The 24,705-nt window shown below is 34.0% G+C and carries 19 protein-coding genes; 9 read left to right on the top strand and 10 right to left on the bottom strand.

Annotated elements, in window-relative coordinates:
- Positions 1-72: 72 nt before the first annotated feature.
- The 3 genes from J8H85_RS12240 to folE all read right to left on the bottom strand — a co-directional run bounded on the left by J8H85_RS12240 (position 73) and on the right by folE (position 2,124).
- Positions 73-498: a TlpA family protein disulfide reductase gene (locus J8H85_RS12240; RefSeq protein WP_209655491.1), complete on the bottom strand. Its 426-nt coding sequence runs from the start codon at positions 496-498 to the stop codon at positions 73-75.
- Positions 499-1,220: 722 nt separating this feature from the next.
- Positions 1,221-1,490: a hypothetical protein gene (locus J8H85_RS12235; protein WP_209655490.1), complete on the bottom strand. Its 270-nt coding sequence runs from the start codon at positions 1,488-1,490 to the stop codon at positions 1,221-1,223.
- Between the two features lie 46 nt (positions 1,491-1,536).
- Complete coding sequence (gene folE / locus J8H85_RS12230; RefSeq protein ID WP_209655489.1) at positions 1,537-2,124, bottom strand: GTP cyclohydrolase I FolE; 588 nt, start codon at positions 2,122-2,124, stop codon at positions 1,537-1,539.
- Between the two features lie 115 nt (positions 2,125-2,239).
- On the opposite strand from folE, the gene J8H85_RS12225 reads away from it, so the two are divergent.
- Complete coding sequence (locus J8H85_RS12225) at positions 2,240-2,902, top strand: ABC transporter ATP-binding protein (protein WP_209655488.1); 663 nt, start codon at positions 2,240-2,242, stop codon at positions 2,900-2,902.
- Here J8H85_RS12225 and J8H85_RS12220 read toward each other — a convergent pair.
- The 4 genes from J8H85_RS12220 to J8H85_RS12205 all read right to left on the bottom strand — a co-directional run bounded on the left by J8H85_RS12220 (position 2,870) and on the right by J8H85_RS12205 (position 8,651).
- Positions 2,870-4,069: an MFS transporter gene (locus J8H85_RS12220; protein ID WP_209655509.1), complete on the bottom strand. Its 1,200-nt coding sequence runs from the start codon at positions 4,067-4,069 to the stop codon at positions 2,870-2,872. The two genes, J8H85_RS12225 and J8H85_RS12220, sit on opposite strands and share 33 nt — an antisense overlap.
- A gap of 123 nt (positions 4,070-4,192) precedes the next feature.
- Entirely contained in the window at positions 4,193-4,999 is an 807-nt protein-coding gene (locus J8H85_RS12215) for a hypothetical protein (RefSeq protein WP_209655487.1), read from the bottom strand.
- A gap of 88 nt (positions 5,000-5,087) precedes the next feature.
- Complete coding sequence (locus J8H85_RS12210; protein WP_209655486.1) at positions 5,088-6,230, bottom strand: PepSY-associated TM helix domain-containing protein; 1,143 nt, start codon at positions 6,228-6,230, stop codon at positions 5,088-5,090.
- A gap of 51 nt (positions 6,231-6,281) precedes the next feature.
- Positions 6,282-8,651 (bottom strand): TonB-dependent receptor, encoded by a 2,370-nt coding sequence (locus J8H85_RS12205; RefSeq protein ID WP_209655485.1) that lies wholly within the window; start codon positions 8,649-8,651, stop codon positions 6,282-6,284.
- A 193-nt stretch (positions 8,652-8,844) separates the two neighbouring features.
- Here J8H85_RS12205 and J8H85_RS12200 point away from each other — a divergent pair, with 193 nt between their 5' ends.
- From J8H85_RS12200 to J8H85_RS12190, 3 genes are all read left to right on the top strand, one after another.
- Positions 8,845-9,609, top strand: coding sequence for a TIGR02757 family protein (locus J8H85_RS12200; RefSeq protein WP_209655484.1), 765 nt, complete (start codon positions 8,845-8,847; stop codon positions 9,607-9,609).
- A 141-nt stretch (positions 9,610-9,750) separates the two neighbouring features.
- Entirely contained in the window at positions 9,751-11,220 is a 1,470-nt protein-coding gene (locus tag J8H85_RS12195; protein ID WP_209655483.1) for a PhoX family protein, read from the top strand.
- A 17-nt stretch (positions 11,221-11,237) separates the two neighbouring features.
- Positions 11,238-13,028, top strand: a complete 1,791-nt coding sequence (locus J8H85_RS12190) for a cytochrome-c peroxidase (protein ID WP_209655482.1) — start codon at positions 11,238-11,240, stop codon at positions 13,026-13,028.
- Between the two features lie 60 nt (positions 13,029-13,088).
- Here the strand turns inward: J8H85_RS12190 and J8H85_RS12185 are convergent, their stop codons facing one another.
- The gene (locus J8H85_RS12185) at positions 13,089-14,981 is read right to left on the bottom strand and encodes a M61 family metallopeptidase (protein WP_209655481.1); all 1,893 of its coding nucleotides are present in this window, start codon (positions 14,979-14,981) and stop codon (positions 13,089-13,091) included.
- A 104-nt stretch (positions 14,982-15,085) separates the two neighbouring features.
- On the opposite strand from J8H85_RS12185, the gene J8H85_RS12180 reads away from it, so the two are divergent.
- The 5 genes from J8H85_RS12180 to J8H85_RS12160 all read left to right on the top strand — a co-directional run bounded on the left by J8H85_RS12180 (position 15,086) and on the right by J8H85_RS12160 (position 20,410).
- Positions 15,086-16,093: a glycosyltransferase family 2 protein gene (locus J8H85_RS12180; RefSeq protein WP_209655508.1), complete on the top strand. Its 1,008-nt coding sequence runs from the start codon at positions 15,086-15,088 to the stop codon at positions 16,091-16,093.
- 134 nt (positions 16,094-16,227) lie between these two features.
- Entirely contained in the window at positions 16,228-18,153 is a 1,926-nt protein-coding gene (locus J8H85_RS12175; protein WP_209655480.1) for a vWA domain-containing protein, read from the top strand.
- The gene (locus tag J8H85_RS12170) at positions 18,150-19,406 is read left to right on the top strand and encodes a dihydroorotase (RefSeq protein ID WP_209655479.1); all 1,257 of its coding nucleotides are present in this window, start codon (positions 18,150-18,152) and stop codon (positions 19,404-19,406) included. The genes J8H85_RS12175 and J8H85_RS12170 overlap by 4 nt, the downstream gene beginning before the upstream one ends.
- A gap of 2 nt (positions 19,407-19,408) precedes the next feature.
- Positions 19,409-19,747: a hypothetical protein gene (locus J8H85_RS12165; protein ID WP_209655478.1), complete on the top strand. Its 339-nt coding sequence runs from the start codon at positions 19,409-19,411 to the stop codon at positions 19,745-19,747.
- A 3-nt stretch (positions 19,748-19,750) separates the two neighbouring features.
- Entirely contained in the window at positions 19,751-20,410 is a 660-nt protein-coding gene (locus tag J8H85_RS12160; RefSeq protein ID WP_209655477.1) for an alpha/beta hydrolase, read from the top strand.
- Between the two features lie 82 nt (positions 20,411-20,492).
- On the opposite strand, the gene J8H85_RS12155 is transcribed toward J8H85_RS12160, so the two are convergent.
- Both J8H85_RS12155 and guaB read right to left on the bottom strand, forming a co-directional pair.
- A complete protein-coding gene (locus tag J8H85_RS12155) occupies positions 20,493-22,568 on the bottom strand; it encodes a hypothetical protein (RefSeq protein WP_209655476.1) in 2,076 nt (691 codons plus the stop codon).
- 444 nt (positions 22,569-23,012) lie between these two features.
- Positions 23,013-24,485 carry an IMP dehydrogenase gene (gene guaB / locus J8H85_RS12150; RefSeq protein WP_209655475.1) on the bottom strand — a complete coding sequence of 491 codons (1,473 nt, stop codon included), beginning with the start codon at positions 24,483-24,485 and terminating at the stop codon, positions 23,013-23,015.
- Positions 24,486-24,705: the final 220 nt, after the last annotated feature.

The following is a 24,705-nucleotide window of genomic DNA, read 5'->3' as shown; positions in this document are numbered from 1 at the left end:
AAAAAAACTAAGAGGCTGTTATTAAATAACAGCCTCTTTTTTATTAAACATCTATCTATTTAACTAAAACTATCAGGTTAAATTACAATAACTTGCTTCTGTTTTAGGTAAAATAATTTCTGGTTGATTTATAATTAAATCTGTCCAATAATTCACAATCTGTTCACTCCATTCTGGAAAGCAAACATGTAGTAATTCATGAACAATATCATCATCCTTTAAAGGTCTTGTATGATAAATAATTCCTGTTTCATTTACAAAATCAATTGAAATACCTACAAATTCATGCCCTGGCAAATCGCCCTTTAAATCATCTAAAACTTGCATTTCATCAATTGGTTCACATAAAATGCACCAATTATCAATACCAAGTTTAGATTGCCACTCTTTGAGAGTTTTAGATTTTATATTGTTTGTTTTACTACTAAATTCTTTAAAATTACTTGAATCTCTCACCTTGTTCCTTAGATAATACTCTCCAACAATTGTGAGAGCCATTAGGAGACTTAGATACAGCAAAATAGCGATTGTTTTTTTGCTCTATATGGTATTCCTTAGATTCAAATTTTGATTTACTCTTTACGTCATAAAAACTTAATGTTTCTTTCATGATATGATTTTTTACGACTAATTAAACAACTTTAATTAATCATGTTTATAAACTATTTAAAATGATAATGCATCCACAAATAAATTGTTAAACAGAACAATTAATCATAGAGAAGAATGGGATGCTAACTTAAGTTCAAAATAGTTGGTGGCGCTCTTCCGCGTAAAGAATTTGGAAAATTGAATACCTTAATTTGTTGGTATTCTACTGAATGCTTTTTATAAATAGATATGGTAAAGACAACACACGCATCAATTTTTGAAATGTCATATTGAAGTCTCCTTGGTGCAATAATTTTACAGAATTCACACGAATCCTGTACCTTAGAAATATGAGAATTATGTTTACACTTAAGCGCTTCTAATTGATCGTGATAAATACTTATGTGGCATGGGTTAGTTTCTAAACTAACATCTGTTTGATTGCAGTGGTTATGCTCTTCATGATGATGAAAATAGTTAATTGGTACAAGAGTTACCAAAAAACAGAGCAACATACCAAATGAAATTATGTGCTTATAAGTAGTATTCACTTAGTAAATATAACTTATTTCTTTGCAATACAAAATAAGCACTCCATGATGTATACTTTTATTCAATTTCTTTGACTTCTATAGTTTTTCTTCCTTACTAAAAACATAGGTATAAATCCACATAAGTGTGAAGGTTGGGATGATATCAAAACCAGGTAAAGCTTCTTCTATAAAACTTATTACTCCAGCTATTTTTCCCGCTTTACCTTTATAAAGTTTGGTCATTAACCAACCAGAAAGTGGTGCCCAAACAATATCTGAAAACTCACCAATACCGGGAATTAAAAAAGAAACGTAACCCAAAGCATCAAACAGGATTCCTAAGGCTAATTTTGTGTATTTATTCATTCAAATAATATTAATGACTTCATCAGAAACAAAAAACATACCAAAACTACTTCCCTATTAATTTTAGAAACTCGTTTCTAGTTTCTATTTTTTCAAACTGTCCACGAAACCCCGATGTGGTAGTCACTGAATTTTGCTTTTGTACCCCACGCATCATCATACACATGTGCGACGCTTCAATAACCACGGCAACACCTTGCGGTTTTAAAGTATCGTTTATACAATCTAAAATTTGTTCGGTTAAACGCTCCTGAACTTGTAATCGGCGTGCAAACACATCAACAATTCTTGGTAATTTACTTAGGCCTACAATGTGTCCGTTTGGTATATAGGCAATGTGTGCCTTTCCGAAAAAAGGTAAGATATGATGCTCGCAAAGTGAATACAATTCAATATCCTTTACAATAACCATTTCGTTGTAACTCTCTTTAAACATAGCGCTTTTAAGAATTTCAACAGGGTCTTGATGGTATCCTTGCGTTAAAAACTGCATCGCTTTGGCGGCACGTTCTGGGGTTTTTAACAAACCATCGCGCTGGGTATTTTCACCTAAATCTTCAATAATGTTTTTGTATCGGTCTTTAACATCATCGGTAACCTGCATGTTGTATTCTTCAAAAGTTTTATAAGGCATTCTTTAAGTTTTTAGCATACTAAATATAAAGTATAAATAGGACATAACAATAAAAACGATTCTTAATTGTACAGAACGGCTTAAAGTAGTATTTTCACAACATTATTTACAAGCTATGATTCAAGCAACAAACATTCATAAATATTACGGCGATTTACAGGTTTTAAAAGGTGTTGATATTCACATAAAAAAAGGCGAAGTTGTATCCATTGTTGGGGCTTCGGGTGCTGGAAAAACTACATTACTCCAAATTTTGGGGACATTAGATAGAGCCTCTTCAAAAGAAAACTTTCAATTGACTATAAACGACACCAATATAAATTCGCTTAACGATAAGGCTTTAGCCAAATTTAGAAATGAACATATTGGGTTTATATTTCAGTTCCATCAATTATTACCTGAGTTTACCGCTATAGAAAATGTGTGTTTGCCCGCTTTTATAAAAGGCACTAAAAAGAATGATGCCGAAAAACGTGCTAAAGAATTACTGGATTTTTTAGGCTTATCGCACCGTTACAACCACAAACCCAACGAACTTTCGGGTGGTGAGCAACAACGTGTTGCTGTTGCTAGAGCACTTATAAACAACCCAGATTTAATTTTTGCCGATGAACCTTCGGGAAACCTGGATAGTGAATCTGCTGAAAATTTACACAGTTTGTTTTTTAAACTTCGTGATGAATTTGGACAAACTTTTGTGATTGTAACCCACAACGAAGAACTTGCAAATTTAGCCGATAGAAAGTTAACTATGGTTGATGGAAAGATTGTTAACTGATTTTTTCTTTATACACAAAGCCATCAATCCTAACATAGGACCTACTGCCAATATAATAAATAGATAATTTACTACTAGAATGCTCTTTAAACTATTTAAGAGCTGTATACTAATTATTGTAATTAAAAAACCTATTGAATTAACTATAGTTAGAGCGGTACCTTTATGTTCTGGACGCGCGTTTTGAGCAACCAAGGTTGAAAATAATGGCGAATCGGCTACAACCACCATACCCCAAAAAATAAGAAACCCTACAAAAATAATTTCTGAATCGAACATAAAAAATAAAGGAGACAGTAAACAGCACAGGCATGATAAGGCAAGTGAAATGGCTGCTACTTTTTTGGAGCCAAATATTTGAGATAAATAACCTGAGCAAATACAGGCTACTCCGCCCAAGGCAATGATAACAAAACTTAAAACAGGAATATTAAAATTAGTTTTAGGATTTATCATCGCATAACTAGTTAGTAAAACTGGAACAAATGCCCAAAAAGCATACAGTTCCCACATATGTCCAAAATATCCAAAAGCAGCCGAACGAAAATTAGGTACTTTAAACACCTTATAAATAATTGAAAAATCTAGCTTGGTAATAGGTTTTCTAAATGGCCCATTTGGAACCAATAGCAACATAAGCATGCCACCCAAAACAGCTAAAATGGAAGTAAAGTAGACGACTAATTTCCAAGAAATAACATCTGATAAACCTTTCAACAAATGAGGAAAAGCGGTTCCAACAACAAGTGCTCCTACTAAAAATCCAAGTGATTTCCCTAAGCCTTCTCTATAAAAATCTGAAGCTATTTTCATTCCTACTGGATATATACCAGCAAGAAAGAAACCCGTTAAAAACCTAAGCAATAATAAACTTTTGAAGCTGTTTCCATCAAAAACAATACACAAATTGAAAATAGCCCCTATTACTGCACTAATAAAAAACACTTTTGAAGGCGGAAATCTATCTGTAATAGTTAACAGTGCAAATAAAAATGATCCAAAAATAAAACCAAACTGAACCGCTGAAGTTAAATGCCCTAGTGCGGAGGCTTTCAAATTAAAAGTACTTATCAAATCTCCCATAACACCATTACCTGCAAACCATAATGAGGTACAACAAAACTGGGAAAAAACAATTAAAGGTAAAATTCGATTGGAATGCTTCATTATAATAAAACTCACTACGAATTTAACTTTTTAATTAGAATAAATTAAAAATAAACAAAGGGATTATTACAGCTTATTTACAGCGTGTAATAATCCCTTTTATAAATTTAACAGTAAAAACTTTTAATTACCAAATGGATACTCTTTCCCAAATATAGTAATCATTTTAGTGGTATAATTTAATTTGATATCGTCAATATTTCCAACGCTAACATCTAAAATACCGGACTCAATATCTCTTGGCAACAATACAAAATGAAGCGATTCTTCAATAGTTAATGTATATTCAACGCCTTTAGAGCTTACACCCGATTGTGTGCCATCAAGCATATATTCATCATCCCAAATATTAAGTGGTGTATCAGATCCAGCTACCCAAGTTCTGGTTGAATTCTCAACATAGTTGATGCTTTTACCTGTACTTGTAGTGATTTTTCCATTTTCGATGGTAACGCTGTATTGCAAATCGCCATCACCATTTTCTCCTAAGTTATTCACTACATGAGTACCTTCAACTTTGTAATCGTTATGGTAATAGTTATTAAAAGTGGTAGTATGCTGGCTGCCTTCTACTCCATACCAATTGGTTGAAACAATGGTGGCAATTCCTTTACGGGTAATACCATCTTTACCTAACACACCATCTTGATAATCAACCGTTATGGTTTTAGGAAAGGTAGTAAAATCAAAAGGTTCAATGGTTATTATTGGACCATCAGCTTTTGTTTGACTGGTTTTTGAACTTGATGCTGAATCTTCTGAACTTAAAACAGCATCACCACTATTATTGCCTGCATCTTGAAAGACTTTATTCACTATGGCATATTCATTTAAGGCTTCAATAGCTGCCGCAGAATCAACTGCTTTTTGTAATTCTTCTTCACAACTCATAAAAAAAAGAGCAAGAATTGAGACTATAATTTTCTTCATATGACGTTAATTTGTTTCTGCTAAATAACGCTATAAATTTGATTTTAGTATATTCTGACTTTTAAAATTTTCATTTCAAAGTTAAATTTTACCGTTCATCGATTATTTTTAATGTTTTCTCCTTTTTATATTTTCTGCCGTACCATAATAGAATACCAGTTACTGGCAAGGTAGCAGTAAGTAAACTAACCAAAAATGCTATAATTTTTCCCGGTAAACCTCCAATGGCACCTATGTGTATATCGTAATTCATACGAAGTATTTTTTCGGCAACTTTGGCATCTTTGTATTTACCGTAAACCCCTGGCGTTTCAAGTTCTTCCAACGTGTTTTGGTCGTAAAAACGGAAGTCGGTATCATAAAATATATCTTTACTGTTCGAAACCTCTACATAAACACTCGACGAATCTGATTCTGGATAATGCAGCTCGTAACTTAGGGCATTTGGTAATTCTTGTTTCAATTTTACTATTAAATTATCAATCGCCAACGTTTCGCTATCTAAAGACGTTTCACTTTCATTTTCTGGAATGATAAACCCAGGCACCTTATCGCCACCAGCTGTTTTGTAAACCACATATTTCATCCAGTTATAGGACATTATCGTACCTGTAAATGCTAAAATGAATGCAAGTGAACAAATGTAAAACCCAACAATGGCATGTAAATCGAAATTTTTTCGTTTCCATCGTGTTGTAGGTTTCCACATAAATTTTAAGCGTTGCTTTAAGTTTTTTCGCTTTTTAGGAAGCCATAAAATGAAACCTGAAATGATGATTAATATGAATATCAAAATTGACGCCCCTACTATTTGCTCACCAATTTCTTTTGGAAACCATAAACGCATGTGTCCTTTCAAAATAAAAGCAAAGAATCCGGAAAGATGGTCTTCCACATGCATCACTTCACCTGAATACGGGTTTAAAAACACACTGTGATAGAACTCTGGTTCAGCATCATAATAAATGATTTCAATGGCTTCGTTACTGTTATTGAAAATAGCACCGTGAATCGTATTGTTAGGAAATACTGTACTTCCAATGGTTTTAACTTGGGTTGGGGTTAAAATGGGTTTGTTCTGGATTTCAACCATATAATCATCAAGGTAAAGACTTTCAATCTCCTCTTTAAAAGCCCAACAACAACCAGTAATTGCCACCACAAAAACAACAAGACCTGTTGCCAATCCTAAAATTTTGTGTAGCCAAAGAATGCTTTTTTTAAATGCCATGTTAAACGGGTAAAGGCAACCCAAAAGGTTGCCTTTATTTATTTAATTAAACTAAAATTTATATGTAAATGTACCTAGTAACACACGTTTTTGCTGAGGCGTTACCGTGCTCCAACCAGAAAAATAAGTTTCGTCTGTTAGGTTATTTCCTTTAATGCTGATTCTAAATGTATCATTTTCATAATAGGCAGAAGCATTAAAAATAGTATAACCTGGTATGAAAAAACTACCTGTTACTTCTTTGTAGCCCACCATGGTATCGTATTCTGTTTGCCCGTTAAAACCAGCACCGATCCCAAAGTTTTTAAAGAATTTATAATCTGCCCAAAAGTTATAGGTTATTTCCGGACCAGACTCACCATAACGATTTCCTTCTAAAAACGTAGCAGAAGGCGATTTTGTAATTTCAGAATCGTTATAACTAAATCCTGAGTGAATGTTTAAACCATCAATAGGATTTGCATTTACCTCCAACTCTATCCCTTGACTGTTAATTTCCAAATCTTGGGTTTTGGTAGCCCAATAATATTTGTTATCCACATTTATGTTGTAGTAGCTTAAAGTAGCTTCTAATTTACTGTTGAATAAATTAGTTTTTACACCGGCTTCAAATTGGTTGGCTTGCTCTACATCAAACGCTTGCAAAGAAATTTCACCTGTATTGAAATCTGTGATATATTGCGGGTTTACATAAGAAAATCCGTTTTGGTAGTTTGCAAAAACCGATAATTCATTAAGAATAGGCTGAAATACAATTCCGAATTTGGGCGAGAATGTAGATTCGGTAAATTCAGTCTCATCATCGGCATTTGTTTTCCTATCGCCTTGGTAGTCAAATCTATCATAACGCACACTTCCCATAACAGATAATGATGGTAAAATGTTTATCACATCCGAAATGTATGCGCCAAAAATATTTTGACGGATATCACTATCAACATACCCTAACCCCGATAAAGCATTGCTTAAATTTTCTTCATTTATTTCGGGTTCTCCTAAAACCAAATCACCATCAAGGTTTATAGTGTGCAAATACCCCCAATTGGAACTGTTGTCAATAATATTATAGTTTAAGTAGTCTACACCAACCAATAATTTGTTTTGTAAATCGCCAATTTTAAATGCGCCAGTAAAGTTTTGCTGTAAATTAAGCGTTTTTGTTCTGGCATCGGTATCTTGGGCGTATAAGCTGAAAAATACATCGGACCCGTTCCACAAATAGGTGTAATATCCTTGAGATTTTGCTAAACCACCTGAAATTAATGTTTGAGACGACCATTGATCTGAAAGTTTCCAAGCAACTTCACCTCGGTAGTTTTGGGTAATGTTTTCAATAGTTACATCGTTGCTTGTGAACGATAAATTCGTATCGTAATTCAACTCTTCAATTGAATTGAACGCCAAAGTATCATAACGGTTTAAAAACAAAAACGTTTCGTTGGTTTGCTCGTTTCCTGAAGCTTCATATGAAAAGTTTAGCGCTAGGTTATTGTTCACTTTATATGAAATTGAAGGTGCTACAAATACCGATTTTTTTAAACCAGCATCCTGAAAACTATGTTCTTGCTGAAAACCTGCATTAAAACGCAAAGACAATTTATCGTTTGCACTTACATTAACATCTGCGTTTAATTTAGAAAAATCGTAAGAACCACCAGCAAGTGTAATTTCTCCACCTGTACCACTATATGGTTTTTTTGTAATGATGTTAATTAATCCGCCATAAGATGTTACGGCACTACCGAATAAAGTTCCAGAAGGCCCTTTTATAACTTCTACACGTTCTACGTTTGAAGGATTTATAAAGCCGTTTGTAATACCTGCAACACCATTTACCAATTGCGGTTGTACAGCAAAACCACGACTGGAATAATAACCGGCACCGTCGCCACTTCTACCTGTTGAAGACCATAATTTAGTAATACCAGCGGCATTTTTTAAGGCATCTTCAAAGGTATTAACCGATTGGGAAATTAATAATTGGTTGGTTATGGTGTTGTAAACTTGCGAATTCTCAATGTTCTTTAAAGGCATTTTAGAAACATAAGCACTTTGCTTTCTTGAAAACTTGTTTTTTCGTTCGGTATCAATAACGACTTCTTCTAAAAGCTCGTTACCTTCATAAAGGATGATGGTTCCTAAATCGATGGTTTCGCTTGAGTTTACTTTAAAAGGAATTTCTTTGGATTTAAACCCTAAGTATGAAATAGCCAAAACATAATGGCCACTTTGAAAGTTAGAAATTTCAAAAGCACCATTTTCGTTTGTTTGCTTGCCTTTCGTGGTGTTTTTAACACTTACGTTTACCCCAAATAATGAGCTGTTATTACTGTCTTTAATGATACCTTTAACGGTTCCGCTTTGCGAAAAACCAAACATATTTAAAGATAAAAAAAGAATGATGGTTAGTTGTTTTTTCATTTGTTTTTATTTAGACTTAATATAAATAATAAATTTTAACGCAAAAATATATACAACTTTTAGATATTGCAAATTATTTAGAATAAATCTAAATAATAATTTTTAAGTGTTTGATTGACTATAATTTAAACTGAAAATTTGATGCATAAAAAGTAAAAAATTGCCTTATTTTTGAATTTTAATACGGAATACATTGAACAAAAACGAACTGAAAGACTTTCTAGATAGCAAAGTATTGGAATACAACAACCCGAAATTTATTGAAAGCGACCCAATACAAATACCACATCAATTCTCGATAAAAGAAGATATTGAAATAGCTGGTTTTTTAACCGCTACCATTGCTTGGGGCAATAGAAAAAGCATTATTAATAACGCCAAACGGTTGATGGAACTGCTTGATAGTTCGCCTTATGATTTTATATTGAATCATGAAGACAGCGATTTGGAAAAACTACAACCTTTTGTTCATAGAACGTTTAATGGCGATGATGCCATCCAATTTATAAGCTGCCTAAAAAACATCTACTTAAACCATAACGGACTGGAAGCTGTATTTGCAAAACATGCCGAAAGCCATTCGGTTCAAAACGCCATTTCAAAATTTAAAACCACATTTTTTGAAGTAGAACATTTGACAAGAACCCAAAAACATGTTAGCGACCCATTGAAAAATTCGGCTGCTAAACGCATAAACATGTTTTTACGTTGGATGGTTAGAAACGATAAAACCGGTGTAGATTTCGGTATTTGGAACAGCCTTTCTCCTGCTCAACTGTCTTGCCCTTTAGATGTACATTCTGGAAACGTGGCGCGCAAATTAGGCCTATTAAAAAGAAAACAAAATGATGGCAAAGCGTTGTTGGAACTGGATACTGCTTTAAGAAGATTGGATGCCAATGACCCCGTAAAATATGATTTTGCCTTGTTTGGTTTGGGTGTGTTTGAAGGGTTTTAGTATCTATACAACTTAATATTAAGTTTAACTCATTAACATTTAGTTAACTGAACCTTCATTTAAACCCAAAGTTTAATTAACATGCCCTAGGATAATAACAGGTAATTTTATTTCATAATTAATCAATCCAAAAAATTAAAAATGAAAAAAACAATTTTATTAAGCCTATTGGCATGTGCAGGATTAACTTCTTGTGAAATTAACGATTTTTTTTCGTCGGGTCGCGGTAATAATAATGGCCGTAATTCTGTTGAATTAAAAGATCATTCCATCACCCCTAACTTTTTAGACCTTAAACCTGGTTTTAAAAATCTTTCGGTTAATGTGTTGCTATCTTCTGAAGATGTACTTGAAAATTCTCCAAACTTTATTTATGGAAGTATGGCCGATGGTGCTGGCTTGTTAAAAAACAACGATGGTACTTTCACTTTAATTAATAATATAGAAGCAGATTATTCCGTTGCCAGAATAACTTTAGACAAAACTTTTAAACCCGTAGCTGGTGAATACATCTTAAATGCCACTGCAACTGCAAATACAGCACAATGTTCTGGCACCTTAATTACACCTGAAGAGCATGGTTTTGGTCCACTATGGTTATCAGCTGGTGAATGGGGTGGCTCTAGACAAGGTGTTTACTCCGTAGATCCATTCAAAAACACTAATGATGCAAGCAGTTTTGAGATGCTTACCGCTTTGGGGCAATGGGCTACAGAAAATGCGGTGCCTTTAAATAAAGATGCCTACCCAGGGAAAACAGTAGTTATTATAGGTGAAGATGCTAGTGACGATAATACTCCTAAAGGTCAAATAGCCATGTATGTTGGTAACAGAGGCGATTTATACGGAGGAAAACTTTATGGTTTAAAAGTAACCAGTCCTGGTATTAACTATGAAGTGGATATGAAAGAAGGACAATCATACAATGTTGAATTTGTTGAATATTCAGAAAGAACATTGGATGAATTACAACTAGAATCTGAAGCTAAAGGTATTATGGGGTTCTCTAGAGTTGAAGATATCGATTGGAGAAGAGGTTCTGCCGAAAACAACAGAGAGTTGTATGTGGCTGTTACAGGTAGAAAAAAAGCTGGACTTGTTGGAAAAGGAACTACCTACGGTAGAATTTACCAAATAAAATTAGATAAGAACAATCCGTTAAAAGGAAAAATTTCTTGTGTTCTTGATGGGGATATACTTGATGGTAAAGCAAAGGCATTCCATAGTCCAGATAACGTATTGGTAACAGAAAACTATGTATATATTCAAGAAGACCCAAATGGCTATCCTGATACTCCAGAAAAAGCACATTATGCGTATTTATACCAATACAACATCAAATCTAAAAACTTAAAAGTAGTATTGGAATGTGACCAAAACAATGCTGCTGCTTTAGGGTATGGCACCACATCAAATTCTTGGGAACTTACCGGTATGATTGATGTTTCTGAAACTTTAGACAAAGACAAAACATTCCTATTAATTACCCAAAACCATGGTTGGCAGCCTGCCGATGGTTCTGCTTTTACGGATCCTACTGCAAATTCAAATGTGCTTAACAGTACAAAAGAAGGTAGTACACTTTTTGTAATTAAAGGTTTAGAAAAATAAAAAGACAATCAATTTTTATGATTTATCTTAAAGAAAAAGGGGCTTATGTTTTCATAAGCCTCTTCTTATCATTACTGGTATGTGGTTGTAATTCCGAATCAAAAAAAACACAACCTATTGAAAACGAGTTTCAAATATTAGAAAAAAACTATCTGAATTCTCTAAATACCATTAAAACGCAGTTAGATAGTATGGCAATGTCATCCAACAAAAATGACATTGAATCTTTATATCTTAAAGCTAGAAAGGAATTCAAATGGATTGAGCCTATTTTAGCCTTTGTTGATTCAGAAAATTATAAATTTCTAAATCAACCTAATATTTTAAAGATTGAAGAAGAGGACCTTACAGATGTTAAAATACTAGATCCAACCGGATTTCAAGTACTTGAAGAACATATTTTCTCGGATGATTTTAATATACAAACGGTAACTAAACATGCGAAATTAACTTCAAACAGAATTAATTTTATAAAGAACAATACAAATTTTAATTTTTTAAAAAACCATCATATACTCTGGATGCTAAGAGACCAAATTATTAGAACCTCTTTAACAGGTATTACTGGTTTTGATTCCCCAACCGAAAACTCTTTGGAAGAAGCACAGTACTCATATAAAAGCCTCATCGCTATCTTAGAATTATTTAAAAATCAATTTTCTGATGAATCACTTTTATCCGAATGGAAAACTGAATTAAATACTTCTATTAGTAATTTAAAAAGTGATTTTGTATCATTTAACAGGTACCATTTTACAAAAACACATACTACCAATGCGTTAAGTCTTTGGAAACAAACCGTAACCGATTGGAAAATTACATTTCCGTTTAAAAAAGCCATTAATTACGAAACGGCTTCTCTTTTTTCAGACAAAACATTTAATATGAATTATTTTTCAAATGAAAAAGTAGATTCCATATCCCAAGAAAAAGTAGAATTGGGCGAAATGCTGTTTTATGAGAAAGCCTTATCAAAAAACAACAGCATAAGCTGTGCTACATGCCATCAAGCAGAAAAATACTTTACCGATGGTAAAAAGATTTCCACCGGTGTAACCCGTAATAGCCCCACATTATTGTATGCCGCTTTACAACAAAGCTTTTTTTATGACAATCGCGCAGGAAGCTTAGAAGGACAAATTGTGGAAGTAGTAAATAATGCAAACGAGTTTCATACCGATTTAAAACATCTTGAAACTACCGTAAAATCGAACAAAACTTATACAAATGCCTTTTCAAAATTATATAATGAAGGCATCACACAAGATAACGTTAGAAATGCCATAGCCACATACATCAGAAGTTTAACACCTTTCAATTCTAAATTTGATAAGAATATGAATGGTTTAGAAAACACTTTAACTACTTCTGAAATTAATGGATATAACATTTTTAACGGTAAAGGAAAATGTGCTACATGCCACTTCCCTCCACTATTTAATGGAACTGTTCCTGTTGCTTATAAAGAATCGGAAATGGAATTGATAGGTGTACCAAAAACAAATGATACGATTCATGCTGAAATTAATGACGATTTGGGTAGGTATATGGTTTTTAAAACTACACAAAGAAAACACTTTTTTAAAACACCCACTGTTAGGAACATTGAAAAAACAGCTCCTTACATGCATAACGGTGTATTTAACACCCTAGAGGAAGTAATAGATTTTTATAACAGAGGTGGTGGCAACGGACTTGGTTTTAATTTGGAACTTCAAACATTGCCAGAAGATAAACTAAACCTTAGCAAGCAAGAAGTTACAGATTTAATTGCTTTTATGAAAACGTTGACAGATTCTATATATTAAAAACAAAAACCCTGGAAATTTAAAATTTCCAGGGTTTGTTATATTTTCAATTTAAATAAATTAGCCTTTTAACCAAGCATCACGTAAGGTTTTTTGAGCTTCGGTAGCATCGGCTTTTTCCATAATGCCTTCACCTGTTGTGTACGTTGGTGTTGTTTTGGTTTTAATAACCACCTCTTTACCATCCCTTACCAATTTCACTTCAACATCTTTACCTGGTTTCCACATAAATACACCTTGCAAAACTTGGTTGGCGTTTTGTATGGTAAGGTCGGTACCATCTATGGTTTTTATAATATCGTTTGGTTGTGCACCATTATCGGCCCAAAAACTATTTTCTAACACTTTATCAGTAAAAAATATGGCTCCAGATTGTGGATCGCCACTTACTATGGGTGCTCCGTTCATTAAAATATAGTTGGTTTCAACTTTGCCTTCGCCAATTTCCAATCCTACTTTTTCGAAAAACTCGTTGTAGTTTATAGGAATATCGCCCGCAACGTGTGTAGTTAAAAAGTCGTGTACCGATGGGTAGGTCATTTTTGAAATTTCTTCAAAAAGTTTATCATCTTCAAACGGCTTGTTTTTTCCGTATTTGTTTGATAGTTCTTTCATTAAAGATAAAATACCTCTTTGTCCGTTACTTTCTTCACGCATTAAAATATCAATACACATACCAATTAATGCCCCTTTTTGGTACACATTTAGGTATTGGTCCTTGTATGGTTCTTTTAGAATATTTTCACTCATAATGGTAAAACTCATAGCGTCATTCAAATTTCTTGAACGTTGAATTTTATCCATCATCTTATTGTAAAACTCATTGTTGTCAATCAAGCCTTGATTCACTTGAAATAGATTTGCAAAATATTCGGTTACACCCTCATACATCCATAAATGTTTTGAGAAGGTAGGGTTATTATAATCGAAGTAATGCACATCTTCAGAATGTACACTTAAAGGTGTTACAATATGGAAAAACTCATGTGATACTACATCTACCATGCTTTCAGCAAGAGCTTCTTCATCCATAGATTCTGGTAAAACAACCACTGTTGATGTATGATGTTCCAAAGCACCATACCCTTTAGGAGACTCTTCTTTTTCCTCAGATAAATACAAATAAATATCGTAACGTGGCGTTGAATTGATATCGCCTAAAAACGTTTTTTGGGCTTGCATCATTTTATAAACAGTTTCCTTTAAGGATGCCGCAGAATGTACTTTGTTTGGTGAATATACGCTTAATACGATTTTGATATTCCCAACTTCAAACTCTTCAACACTTAAATTACCGTACATCATTGGGTTATCGGTAATATCAAAATATCTGGTAGCTAAATAGCTTGTGGTTATGCTGTTACCATCTTCACTGGTTTTAGTTCCTGTATTTTGTAATGCCGAAGTACGAATAAAATCGGCAGGTGCAGTAACATCTAATTTATATTGATTGTTCTTCAACACATCAAAATACCCAATAAAACCATGTAAATTAAGTACGTAATTGGTAGGTTCTATATTCGTTCCCGATGGTGAAAACGGTTGTTCTTTTCCTATGCCACCTTCTTCTTCCATATCAAAGGTATCATTAACCCAATACGTTATTTTGTCTAACTGCTTTGCGTTTTTAATTACCCACGTATTAACATCCGTTTTGGTTACAGGCATTGGGTTTCCTTTGTAATCAAAAGCTTTAAAATCGTCAATATACTTCCCAAAGTCGCTTACCGAATACGTCCCTTGAACCACTTTTGGCAAATGGTAGGTAACAGTTTCAACCGTAAAACGCCCCGGATTTATAGTAACTGGCGCTTTATCGTTTTCAACTTTAGTTAAATTTATGGAAGTTTCTATAGGTAAACTTGTAGCTAAATCGTTACCCGATGCTTTTGTACCACTACAACTTGCTAAGATGATACCCGCAAATAAAGCGGCAAATGTTCTAGTATTCATTAATGATTTTTTTAGTTCTTTGTAATTGACGCCCAAATTACTATTATGTTACGCATCCACATCTTAAGGTTTTGTTAAAAAGCTTAATTATGTATATTCGCTGCATGCAAAAACCGTTAATAAGCATTTTAACACCTTTTAAAAATACAGCACCTTTTTTAAGCGCATGTATAAATTCTATTTTAAACCAAACTTATACACATTGGGAATTACTTATTGTTGATGATGGCTCTATCGATAATAGTTTTGATATTGTTAACGCTTTCGCGGAAAAAGAGCCCCGAATTAAGTTGTTGAAAAACCCAGGAAGCGGTATTATTGATGCGTTACAATGCGCTTTTAAGCAAAGTAAAGGCGACTATATAACCCGAATGGATAGCGATGATATCATGCTACCAACCAAACTGGAAATTTTGCTGAATAACTTAATAACGCATGGCGAAAAACATGTAGCCGTTGGTTTGGTGGAATATTTTAGTGAAACAGGCGTTGGTGAAGGCTATAAAAGCTATGAAACTTGGCTAAACAACTTAACAAAAACAGGTACTAATTATTCTGAAATTTATAAGGAATGCGTCATACCATCGCCCTGTTGGATGCTGCATAGAAACGATTTGATAGCTTGTGATGCTTTTAACCCACACCGCTACCCCGAAGATTACGATTTAACTTTCCGCTTTTACAAACATAACTTTAAATGTATTCCTTGTGATGTGGTACTACACCAATGGCGCGATTACAGCACCCGAACTTCCAGAACCCACATCCATTATGCGCAAAACCATTTTACCGAATTAAAGCTGCTCCACTTTTTAGAGATTGATTACAACAAAGAAAAAACCTTAACTATTTGGGGCGCTGGCACCAAAGGAAAACTAATGGCAAGTATTTTATTGGAAAAAGATATTCCTTTCGAGTGGATTTGCGATAACCCAAAAAAAATAGGCAAAGCCATTTACGGAAAAACTATGAAGGATTTTAATGCTCTTTCCAACATACAAAACCCTCAAAGCATTGTTACCGTTGCCAATAAAACAGCCCAAAAAGAAATAAGGGCTTATTTAAAAACATTAAATATGCAACCTTTACAAGATTATATATTCTTTTGTTAATTTAGCATGGTCATCACCGTTAAAAAATTAACACCACAAATTCACAAATTTTAAAACACTTATAATGGAATAATTTGTGAATTTGCGGTTAATTTTCATAATTCATTCTTTATATTTGAAAAATCTAAAAAGAAATGCAGTTTAAACACCCCGAACTTCTTTACGCTTTATTTTTACTGCTCATCCCCATAATTGTCCATTTATTTCAGTTACGCAAATTTCAAAAAGAGGCGTTTACCAATGTGGCCTTTTTAAAGGAAGCCACCATACAAACCCGTAAAAGTTCGCAAATAAAAAAATGGCTGGTTCTGTGTACCAGACTCTTGCTATTGGCAGCCATCGTTATGGCATTTGCACAACCATTTACATCTAAATCCAATACGTTTAATTCCAAAAAAGAAACGGTTGTTTATTTAGATAATTCATTTAGTATGCAGGCCAAAGGCAACCAAGGGGAACTTTTAAAACGTGCTGTACAAGATCTTATTGGCAATATACCTGAAGACGAAACCATAAGTATTTTAACCAATGATGATGTGTATAAGAACACCAGCATAAAAGCAGTTAAAAACGAATTGTTGCAACTCGATTATTCATCTAACAAATTATCGGGAGAAGCGGCTTTGTTAAAAAGCAAAACCCTTTTCAGCAAGCAAAAAAACACTTTAAAAAATCTGGTTTTTATTTCCGATTTTCAACAGGAGGCATCGGAGTTTCTTCCTAAAACCGATTCGTTAACCCACTTGCATTTGGTGCAGTTAAAACCTGTAAACAACAATAATGTGGCTATCGATTCTGCTTACATTACAGCTACTACCGCTTCATCCATAGAATTAAAAGTAACTTTTAAAAATAGTGGTAAAGCTATAGAAAACTTACCCGTTTCACTGTTTAACAACGATGAATTGATTGCTAAAACATCGGTCGCCATTTCAGACAAAACAGAAACAACATTTTCATTGCCTACCGATAAAGAAATCAACGGAAAAATAAGTATTGACGATACGAATTTGCAATTTGACAACACCTTATATTTCAACATTAACAAAGCATTTAAAATTAACGTGCTTGCCATTAATGCCGAAGATGGTGCTTTTTTAAACCGGATTTATACTGATGATGAATTCAACTATACATCAACATTTGAAAATCAATTAAACTACGCAATCATTGACCAGCAACATGTAATTGTTTTAAATGAATTGAACAGCATTCCAAATGCCTTAGTTGCAGCGTTAAAATCGTTTGAAAACCAAGGTGGTTCGCTTATCGTTATACCTTCAAAAGATATAAACATTCAGTCTTATAATGCTTTATTGAACCATTTTGGATCGAATTTTAAAGATTTGGTTCAAACCGAAAAACGCATCACTAGCATTAACTATGCACATCCGTTATACCATTCTGGGGTGTTTGAAAAGCAAGTGGACAATTTTCAATACCCAACCGTTTCCAGTTTTTACAATAGCAATTTAAATACGGGTGCCGCCATTTTAAGGTTTGATGATTCCAAACCTTTTCTGTACCAAACTAAAAACGTGTATGTGTTCACTTCGGCATTAAACGCTCAAAATTCCGGTTTTAAAAATTCACCATTAATTGTTCCTACGTTTTACAATATGGGGAAGTTTAGCTTTAAAAACCCTGCCTTATATTACACAATTGGAAAAGAAAACAGCTTTGATATTGAAACGCAATTGCAACAAGATGATATTGTCACGTTGGTTAGTGATGCTTTGAACATCATCCCGAAACAGCAATATTTTAATAATAAGGTGGTGGTAAATACGTCTGAAACACCTTCTGTGGCGGCTATTTACAACATTAAAAACAAAAACGAAACCATTAAAAACGTTAGTTATAATTACAATAGAGATGAAAGTAATTTGATGTACCAAAATCTTTCAGCTTCAAAAAACACCACTGTGAGCGATTCCATTACCGAAATTTTCGATACCATAAAAAGTGATGCAAAAGTTAACGCCTTATGGAAATGGTTTGTTATTTTTGCACTAGCGTTATTGATTATTGAAATGCTCATATTAAAATACTTTAAATGAACATACTTATAAAATCTGCCACCATTATAGATTCTAAAAGCGAGTTTCACAATACAACTCAAGATTTATTAATAGAAAATGGTGTGATTACAGACATTGCCACCACCATAAAAAACCCGAAAAACTATCAAGAAATTGCTTTTGAAAACCTTCATATTTCGCAAGGTTGGTTTGATAGCAGTGTGTGTTTTGGAGAACCTGGTTTTGAAGAACGCGATACGATTGCAAACGGATTAAAAACAGCAGCGGCATCTGGTTTTACCGCGGTGGCTATGAATGCACATACCAATCCGGTAATCGATTCAAATTCCGATATTACGTTTGTAACTTCAAAAGCTGCCAATAATGCGGTTACCTTGGTACCTGTTGGTGCCTTAACCGTTTGTAGTAAAGGTGAAGATTTAGCCGAACTCTACGATATGAATACCGCCGGTGCCGTGGCTTTTTACGATTATAAAAAACCTATTTCCAACCCAAACCTGATGAAAATTGCGTTGCAATACGCCAGTAATTTTAACGGTTTGGTTTGCTCATTTCCGCAAGAAAATAAAATTGCAGGAAACGGCGTGGTGAATGAGCATATTACCAGTACCAAGCTTGGTTTAAAAGGCATTCCTGCGTTGGCTGAAGAACTTCAAGTGGCACGCGACTTATTTTTATTGGAATATGCAGGTGGAAAGTTGCACATCCCAACCATTTCAACCGCAAAATCGGTAGCATTGATTCGCGAAGCCAAAAAGAAAAAACTGGATGTTACCTGTAGTGTCGCCATTCACAACCTATACTTTACCGATGTTGTTTTAACCGATTTCAACACCCATTTTAAAGTATTGCCACCATTAAGAACGCAAAGCGATGTGGATGCCTTGGTAGAAGCTGTAAAAGATGGCACTATTGATATGGTAACCAGCGACCACAACCCTATTGACATAGAACACAAAAAAATAGAGTTTGATTATGCCGCTTACGGCAGTATTGGTCTAGAAAGTGCTTTTGGTGCGCTTCAAACGGTCTTTACCGCCAAAAAAACCATCGAGATCTTAACCAAAGGAAAATCGAGATTCGGTTTGGAACAAGCGCCTATAAACATTGGCAACAAAGCAGACATCACTCTTTTTAATCCAGATACCAAATATACGTTTTCGGTAAAAAACATCATTTCAAAATCTAAAAATGCCATTTTTGAAAATGAAACTTTAAAAGGAAACGTGTATGGCATTATTTCAAATAACAAAGTGACTTTAAATTCATAAGCATGATAGAGAATGATATTGATAGAGGACGACAAAATGCCATTATTAGCTATTTAACCATTATAGGCGTTATAATTGCTTTCTATTTAAACAAAGAAGAAGATAAAAGAAGTGATTTTGCCAATTTCCATATCAGGCAATCATTAGGTTTATGGCTTACTTTTTGGGCCTTAGGTTATATTATTGGAAGTTTTGATAGTTGGTTGGTTAGCTCTAGTTTTTACCTATGCTTTGCCGTACTTTTTATTTACGGATTTACAGGTGCTTTAGGTAGAAAAAAACAAATTGTGCCATTAGTTGGGGCTTTCTACCAAAAACTTTTTGCAAACTTAGGAAACTAAAACATGACGAATACTTCACTTTCTTTATATCATATTGTTAAAAAATCGACGTTAACCGAAAATGCCCCGTTGCTTATCATGATGCACGGTTATGGTAGCGACGAGAACGATTTATTTTCATTTTCATCAGAATTACCCGAGGAACTTTTTATCATTTCGGTAAGAGCGCCTTACCCAATGCAACCTTACGGAAACGCTTGGTATGCCATTAATTTTGATGAAGAACAAGGCAAATGGAACGATAACGAACAAGCAAAACAATCGCGCGATTTAATTGCTAAATTTATAGATGAAGCCATTGCCGAATATCCTGTAAACAAAAACAACGTGACGCTTTTAGGCTTTAGCCAAGGCAGTATTTTAAGTTATGCCGTGGTACTTACCTACCCTAAAAAAGTAAACAACATTATTGCTTTAAGTGGTTATGTAAACAAAGATATTTTACCCGAAAACCTACAAGAGCAAGATTACTCCAACTTAGATTTTTACTGCTCGCACGGTAGTGTAGACCAAGTAATACCTGTTGAATGGGCACGACAAACCGCACCGTTTTTAAACAGCCTAAACATTAAAAACCATTATGCTGAATTTCCTGTTGGGCATGGCGTAGCACCACAAAATTTTTATGAATTTAAAGATTGGTTGGTTAAGCGAATACCATAATTTTCAAAAAAAATTAATTGAAAAAATAAGACCTCACAGGTTTTGAAAACCTGTGAGGTCTGCACTTAAAAACTTATAAATCTTATTTATCTAAAAGTTCAGGATTACTAAGAATCAATTCAATCTTTTTGATAATGACCGTAATTTGATTCATTTGTGTTTCTATATTTCTAAAATAGAGGCTAATATCCCTGTTTACCCAACTTTCAGAAATAACCCTGGCGCCTAAACTAATTCTTAAAATAGCGCTTTCAATATCATTTCCGTATTTTACATTAACCGCTTGCCCAATATGGCATTTTTGGGCGGCAAGCCTAATGATTTCTAAAGAAGTATCATGAAATTTATCGGATAAATCGGAATTTAGTAAAGTATAGAGTTTTTTCACCTTGTCTACCGGTAAAGCTACATGGTCCTTAATTATAAAGAAAGGGAAAATGGTACGGATATTCCGTATTCCAAATTCTTTGCTGTTATAACTATTCGTCTTTGCTTCATCACTATAAATTGGTTCTAAAAAAGTGGCTTCTTTTATAGAGTCTTCTATAAAATTGCAAAACATTTCAATACCCATATTTCTATATAAAATGGGCGTTTTGAAATACCGATCCATTTCAACTATAGCGGCGTTCCAACGCATATTGGAACCATAATTATAACCATCTGACAAATTATTGGAACAAGACCATGAGGTAGGCCAATCGGAATGATTGTAATACTGGGTCAACCCTTGTGGCAATGCATTTTTTGCCGAATGAATTGATGTATTAACACTTTTAGGCAGAATTAACGCGCCCGAATATGGAGGTCCTGTAAAGTATTTACTTCCTGTGATGCTAACAATATAACCTTTGTTTAAATAATTTTGAATGTCTGAAGGATCTAACCTAAGTTGTGCTGCATCCACAATAATTTGTATTGATAAATTTTTGAGGGCATTTAAGTCTTTTATCAATTTTTCACTAGGAGATTGATAGCCTAATTTTGATTGATCCATGGTGTGCAAAACCACATGTCTACCTAATTCATTGGTTTTAGAAACGGCATTATAAACTTCGGCGTCTAATTGACTGGCCGATTTTAATGCACCTTTTTCATCTTTAAATGGTATTTTAATTAAATCAACATCTCTAAACCCTTCAATTTTATCGCCTTTTTTAACAGGGTGATTTAAAGCCGTTGTATTTTCAAAATGACATCCTTTTAATGCAGCAGGTACACCACTACCCGTTTCATCTGAAGCTACTAAAACATGCGTAATATCTTTATTGGAAGTAATTTGAGTAATGGCTGCTATTTGAAGTGAAGAATCTGTACCCGATGGCGAAAAGATTATTTCACATTCGTCATTTAACTTAAATATTTTTTTAAGGTTGTTTTTTAATAATTCCGAAAACTCTATTGAGGCATTTTCAAACCCGTTTTTTAAGCTATTTCTAATTAATATGCTTCTTACTTTATCTGTTTTATCAAAAGCAAAATTAGATACACTTGTTGCGGTGGATGATGAAAAGGTAAAAGCTTCGGGCCTTGGAAACGGTCTGCAACCATATTTATTCAACAAATTAATTTCATCAATATTCAACCTCAAATCGCCCCCGTCCATTAATAAATATTCGGTAGGTTTCGCCAAATTTTCAATAATAGGTTTCCATGATGCTTTAAATACTTTCTTGTCACTTTTCAAACCATGAAAATCTTGCAAGGCTTCATATTTTGATAAAGATTCTGTGTTTAAGCCTTCATCATTTTTAATTAAATCTATCAAATAAGAACTTAGTGGTTGTAATTTTTCCTTATCATCATGAGGTAATAATTTGTAGAATATTTTAGTAACCTCAAGTGCAGCAATATCACATAAAATGGTGTCTTGTTTTTCATCGCACAAGGCTTTATACCAAAGCTGCCACTCAATACCATATCGTAAGTAAACCAAAGCTAAAACGGGTTGGTTTAATAAGGAATACCCAATAATAATGGATTTGTTCGGTACAATTTTAAAAACATTCGGTTCACTTGTTGAAGTAATAATATTGATGTTGTTTATTTTGGGTACGGTATTAAATCGTTTTAAAACACGAACCAGATAATTTACATTTTCTTTTTCAAATAAACTTGATCTTCTATATTGATCTTCAATAAGTATATTATTAGTCATAAATATTTTAAGTTAAAATCGTTCAAAAGAACAAATTTTTTTTGATTGGAATAACCCGTTTTCAGTAAGAGATCAAAAAACCTGTATAATTTAAAATGAGTAGCTTTTTTACGTATTTTCAATCTGGATTTGGTATTAAACACCATTGCAAAAATACGTTTCTTTTCTAGTTTAGATGCTTCCAAATCTAATTTACTAAAAAAAATCGTTAACCGTTGAAGTTGTTTTAATTTATAAGTTTTTTATAATTGTTTTACTGGTATTACTATAAAATTTATAGAACTTGACTATATCAGAAAAAACAACTAAATTCGTTTAACGTCTGGTATAAAACATTAAAACGATTTCATATCAAAGTAGTTAAACGAACCATCAGAAATTCATAAATCATAAAAAAATCCAGCAAATTGCTGGATTTCATATTTTACAATAAACCACTAAAACCTACCTAGAATAATTAGGAGATTCTTTAGTAATGGTTACATCGTGTGGGTGGCTTTCGTTAATACCACTTGCTGTAATTTTAACAAACTGTCCTGTTTCTTTTAACGTGGCAATATCTTTAGCACCGCAATAGCCCATACCTGCACGCAAACCGCCTATAAATTGGTGGATGCTTTCGTATAAATCGCCTTTGTATGGCACACGACCTACAATACCTTCGGGTACTAATTTTTTAATATCGTCCTCTACATCTTGGAAATAACGGTCTTTAGAACCTGTTTGCATAGCTTCCACAGAACCCATACCACGATACGATTTGAATTTTCTTCCTTCGTAAATAATGGTTTCCCCTGGCGATTCTTTAGTTCCTGCCAATAGCGAGCCCAACATCACCGTATCTGCACCTGCTGCAATGGCTTTTGGGATATCGCCTGTATAGCGAATACCACCATCGGCAATTACTGGAACGCCTGAACCTTTAATAGCCGCAGCTACTTCCAATACCGCTGAAAACTGAGGAAAACCAACACCTGCCACTACACGTGTGGTACATATAGAACCGGGACCAATACCCACTTTTACGGCATCGGCACCTGCTTCTACTAAATATTTTGCTGCAGCTCCCGTAGCAATGTTACCAACGATAACATCTAAACCTGGGAATTTTGCTTTTATTTCTTTTAAAACACCTACCACACCTTTGGTATGACCGTGTGCTGTATCAATAACCACCGCATCAACCCCTGCATTTACCAAAGCTTCAGCTCTATCAACCGCATCACCGGTTACGCCAATAGCAGCCGCCACACGCAAACGACCATATTGGTCTTTGTTTGCCATGGGCTTTTGGCTTAATTTGGTAATATCTCTAAAGGTAATTAAACCAGATAGTTTATAGTTATCATCAACAATCAACAGTTTTTCAATTTTATGTTGTTGAAGAATGATTTCAGCATCATTTAAAGAAGTTCCAACGGCAGCGGTTACTAAGTTTTCACTCGTCATTACCTCAACAATAGGACGTTTTTTATCGTGTTCGAAACGCAAATCGCGATTGGTTACAATCCCTTTAAGCGTACCATCTTCATCTACAATAGGAATACCGCCAATGCCATATTCGGCCATCGCTTTTTTTGCATCTATAACTTTTGCACTAAGTGGCAAGGTAACAGGGTCCATAATCATACCGCTTTCGGCACGTTTTACCTTTCTAACCTTTAAAGCCTGCGCTTCAATAGTCATGTTTTTATGAAGTACCCCAATACCACCTTCTTGCGCCATGGCAATAGCCATTTTACTTTCGGTAACGGTATCCATAGCTGCCGAAATAATAGGCACATTTATGGTAATGTTGCGTGTAAATTTTGTTTGAATGTTAACTTCGCGCGGAAGTACTTCAGAATATGCTGGAACTAGTAGAACGTCATCATAGGTTAACCCTTCTCCTAGAATTTTATTTTCGTGTGCAGTCATGATGCAATTATGATTATAATTGCGTGCAAATATACACATTTTTTTCTGTTTGAATCGAGTAAAACTTAAGGAATAAATAATAGTAATTTACATTTTTTATATAAAGAAAAATTGATTGTACGCTATTACTTATAATCTGATGTCGCCTAGTCCAGATAACTATCGGGGAGCTGTGGACCTGACCTAAAAATTGAGTTATTACTAATTAGGGATATTCAGA

It is taken from the genome of Mariniflexile gromovii (assembly GCF_017814435.1).
Classification (GTDB): Bacteria; Bacteroidota; Bacteroidia; order Flavobacteriales; family Flavobacteriaceae; genus Mariniflexile; species Mariniflexile gromovii.
Note: the sequence above shows the minus strand (reverse complement) of the source record. Positions and strands in the feature narration are given on the sequence as shown.

Coding starts and splice junctions, on each gene's coding strand:
- J8H85_RS12240 (WP_209655491.1), bottom strand. CDS start 498: ATGGCTCTCACAATTGTTGGAGAGTATTATCTAAGGAACAAGGTGAGA.
- J8H85_RS12235 (WP_209655490.1), bottom strand. CDS start 1,490: ATGAATAAATACACAAAATTAGCCTTAGGAATCCTGTTTGATGCTTTG.
- folE (WP_209655489.1), bottom strand. CDS start 2,124: ATGCCTTATAAAACTTTTGAAGAATACAACATGCAGGTTACCGATGAT.
- J8H85_RS12225 (WP_209655488.1), top strand. CDS start 2,240: ATGATTCAAGCAACAAACATTCATAAATATTACGGCGATTTACAGGTT.
- J8H85_RS12220 (WP_209655509.1), bottom strand. CDS start 4,069: ATGAAGCATTCCAATCGAATTTTACCTTTAATTGTTTTTTCCCAGTTT.
- J8H85_RS12215 (WP_209655487.1), bottom strand. CDS start 4,999: ATGAAGAAAATTATAGTCTCAATTCTTGCTCTTTTTTTTATGAGTTGT.
- J8H85_RS12210 (WP_209655486.1), bottom strand. CDS start 6,230: ATGGCATTTAAAAAAAGCATTCTTTGGCTACACAAAATTTTAGGATTG.
- J8H85_RS12205 (WP_209655485.1), bottom strand. CDS start 8,651: ATGAAAAAACAACTAACCATCATTCTTTTTTTATCTTTAAATATGTTT.
- J8H85_RS12195 (WP_209655483.1), top strand. CDS start 9,751: ATGAAAAAAACAATTTTATTAAGCCTATTGGCATGTGCAGGATTAACT.
- J8H85_RS12190 (WP_209655482.1), top strand. CDS start 11,238: ATGATTTATCTTAAAGAAAAAGGGGCTTATGTTTTCATAAGCCTCTTC.
- J8H85_RS12185 (WP_209655481.1), bottom strand. CDS start 14,981: ATGAATACTAGAACATTTGCCGCTTTATTTGCGGGTATCATCTTAGCA.
- J8H85_RS12180 (WP_209655508.1), top strand. CDS start 15,086: ATGCAAAAACCGTTAATAAGCATTTTAACACCTTTTAAAAATACAGCA.
- J8H85_RS12175 (WP_209655480.1), top strand. CDS start 16,228: ATGCAGTTTAAACACCCCGAACTTCTTTACGCTTTATTTTTACTGCTC.
- J8H85_RS12170 (WP_209655479.1), top strand. CDS start 18,150: ATGAACATACTTATAAAATCTGCCACCATTATAGATTCTAAAAGCGAG.
- J8H85_RS12165 (WP_209655478.1), top strand. CDS start 19,409: ATGATAGAGAATGATATTGATAGAGGACGACAAAATGCCATTATTAGC.
- J8H85_RS12160 (WP_209655477.1), top strand. CDS start 19,751: ATGACGAATACTTCACTTTCTTTATATCATATTGTTAAAAAATCGACG.
- J8H85_RS12155 (WP_209655476.1), bottom strand. CDS start 22,568: ATGACTAATAATATACTTATTGAAGATCAATATAGAAGATCAAGTTTA.
- guaB (WP_209655475.1), bottom strand. CDS start 24,485: ATGACTGCACACGAAAATAAAATTCTAGGAGAAGGGTTAACCTATGAT.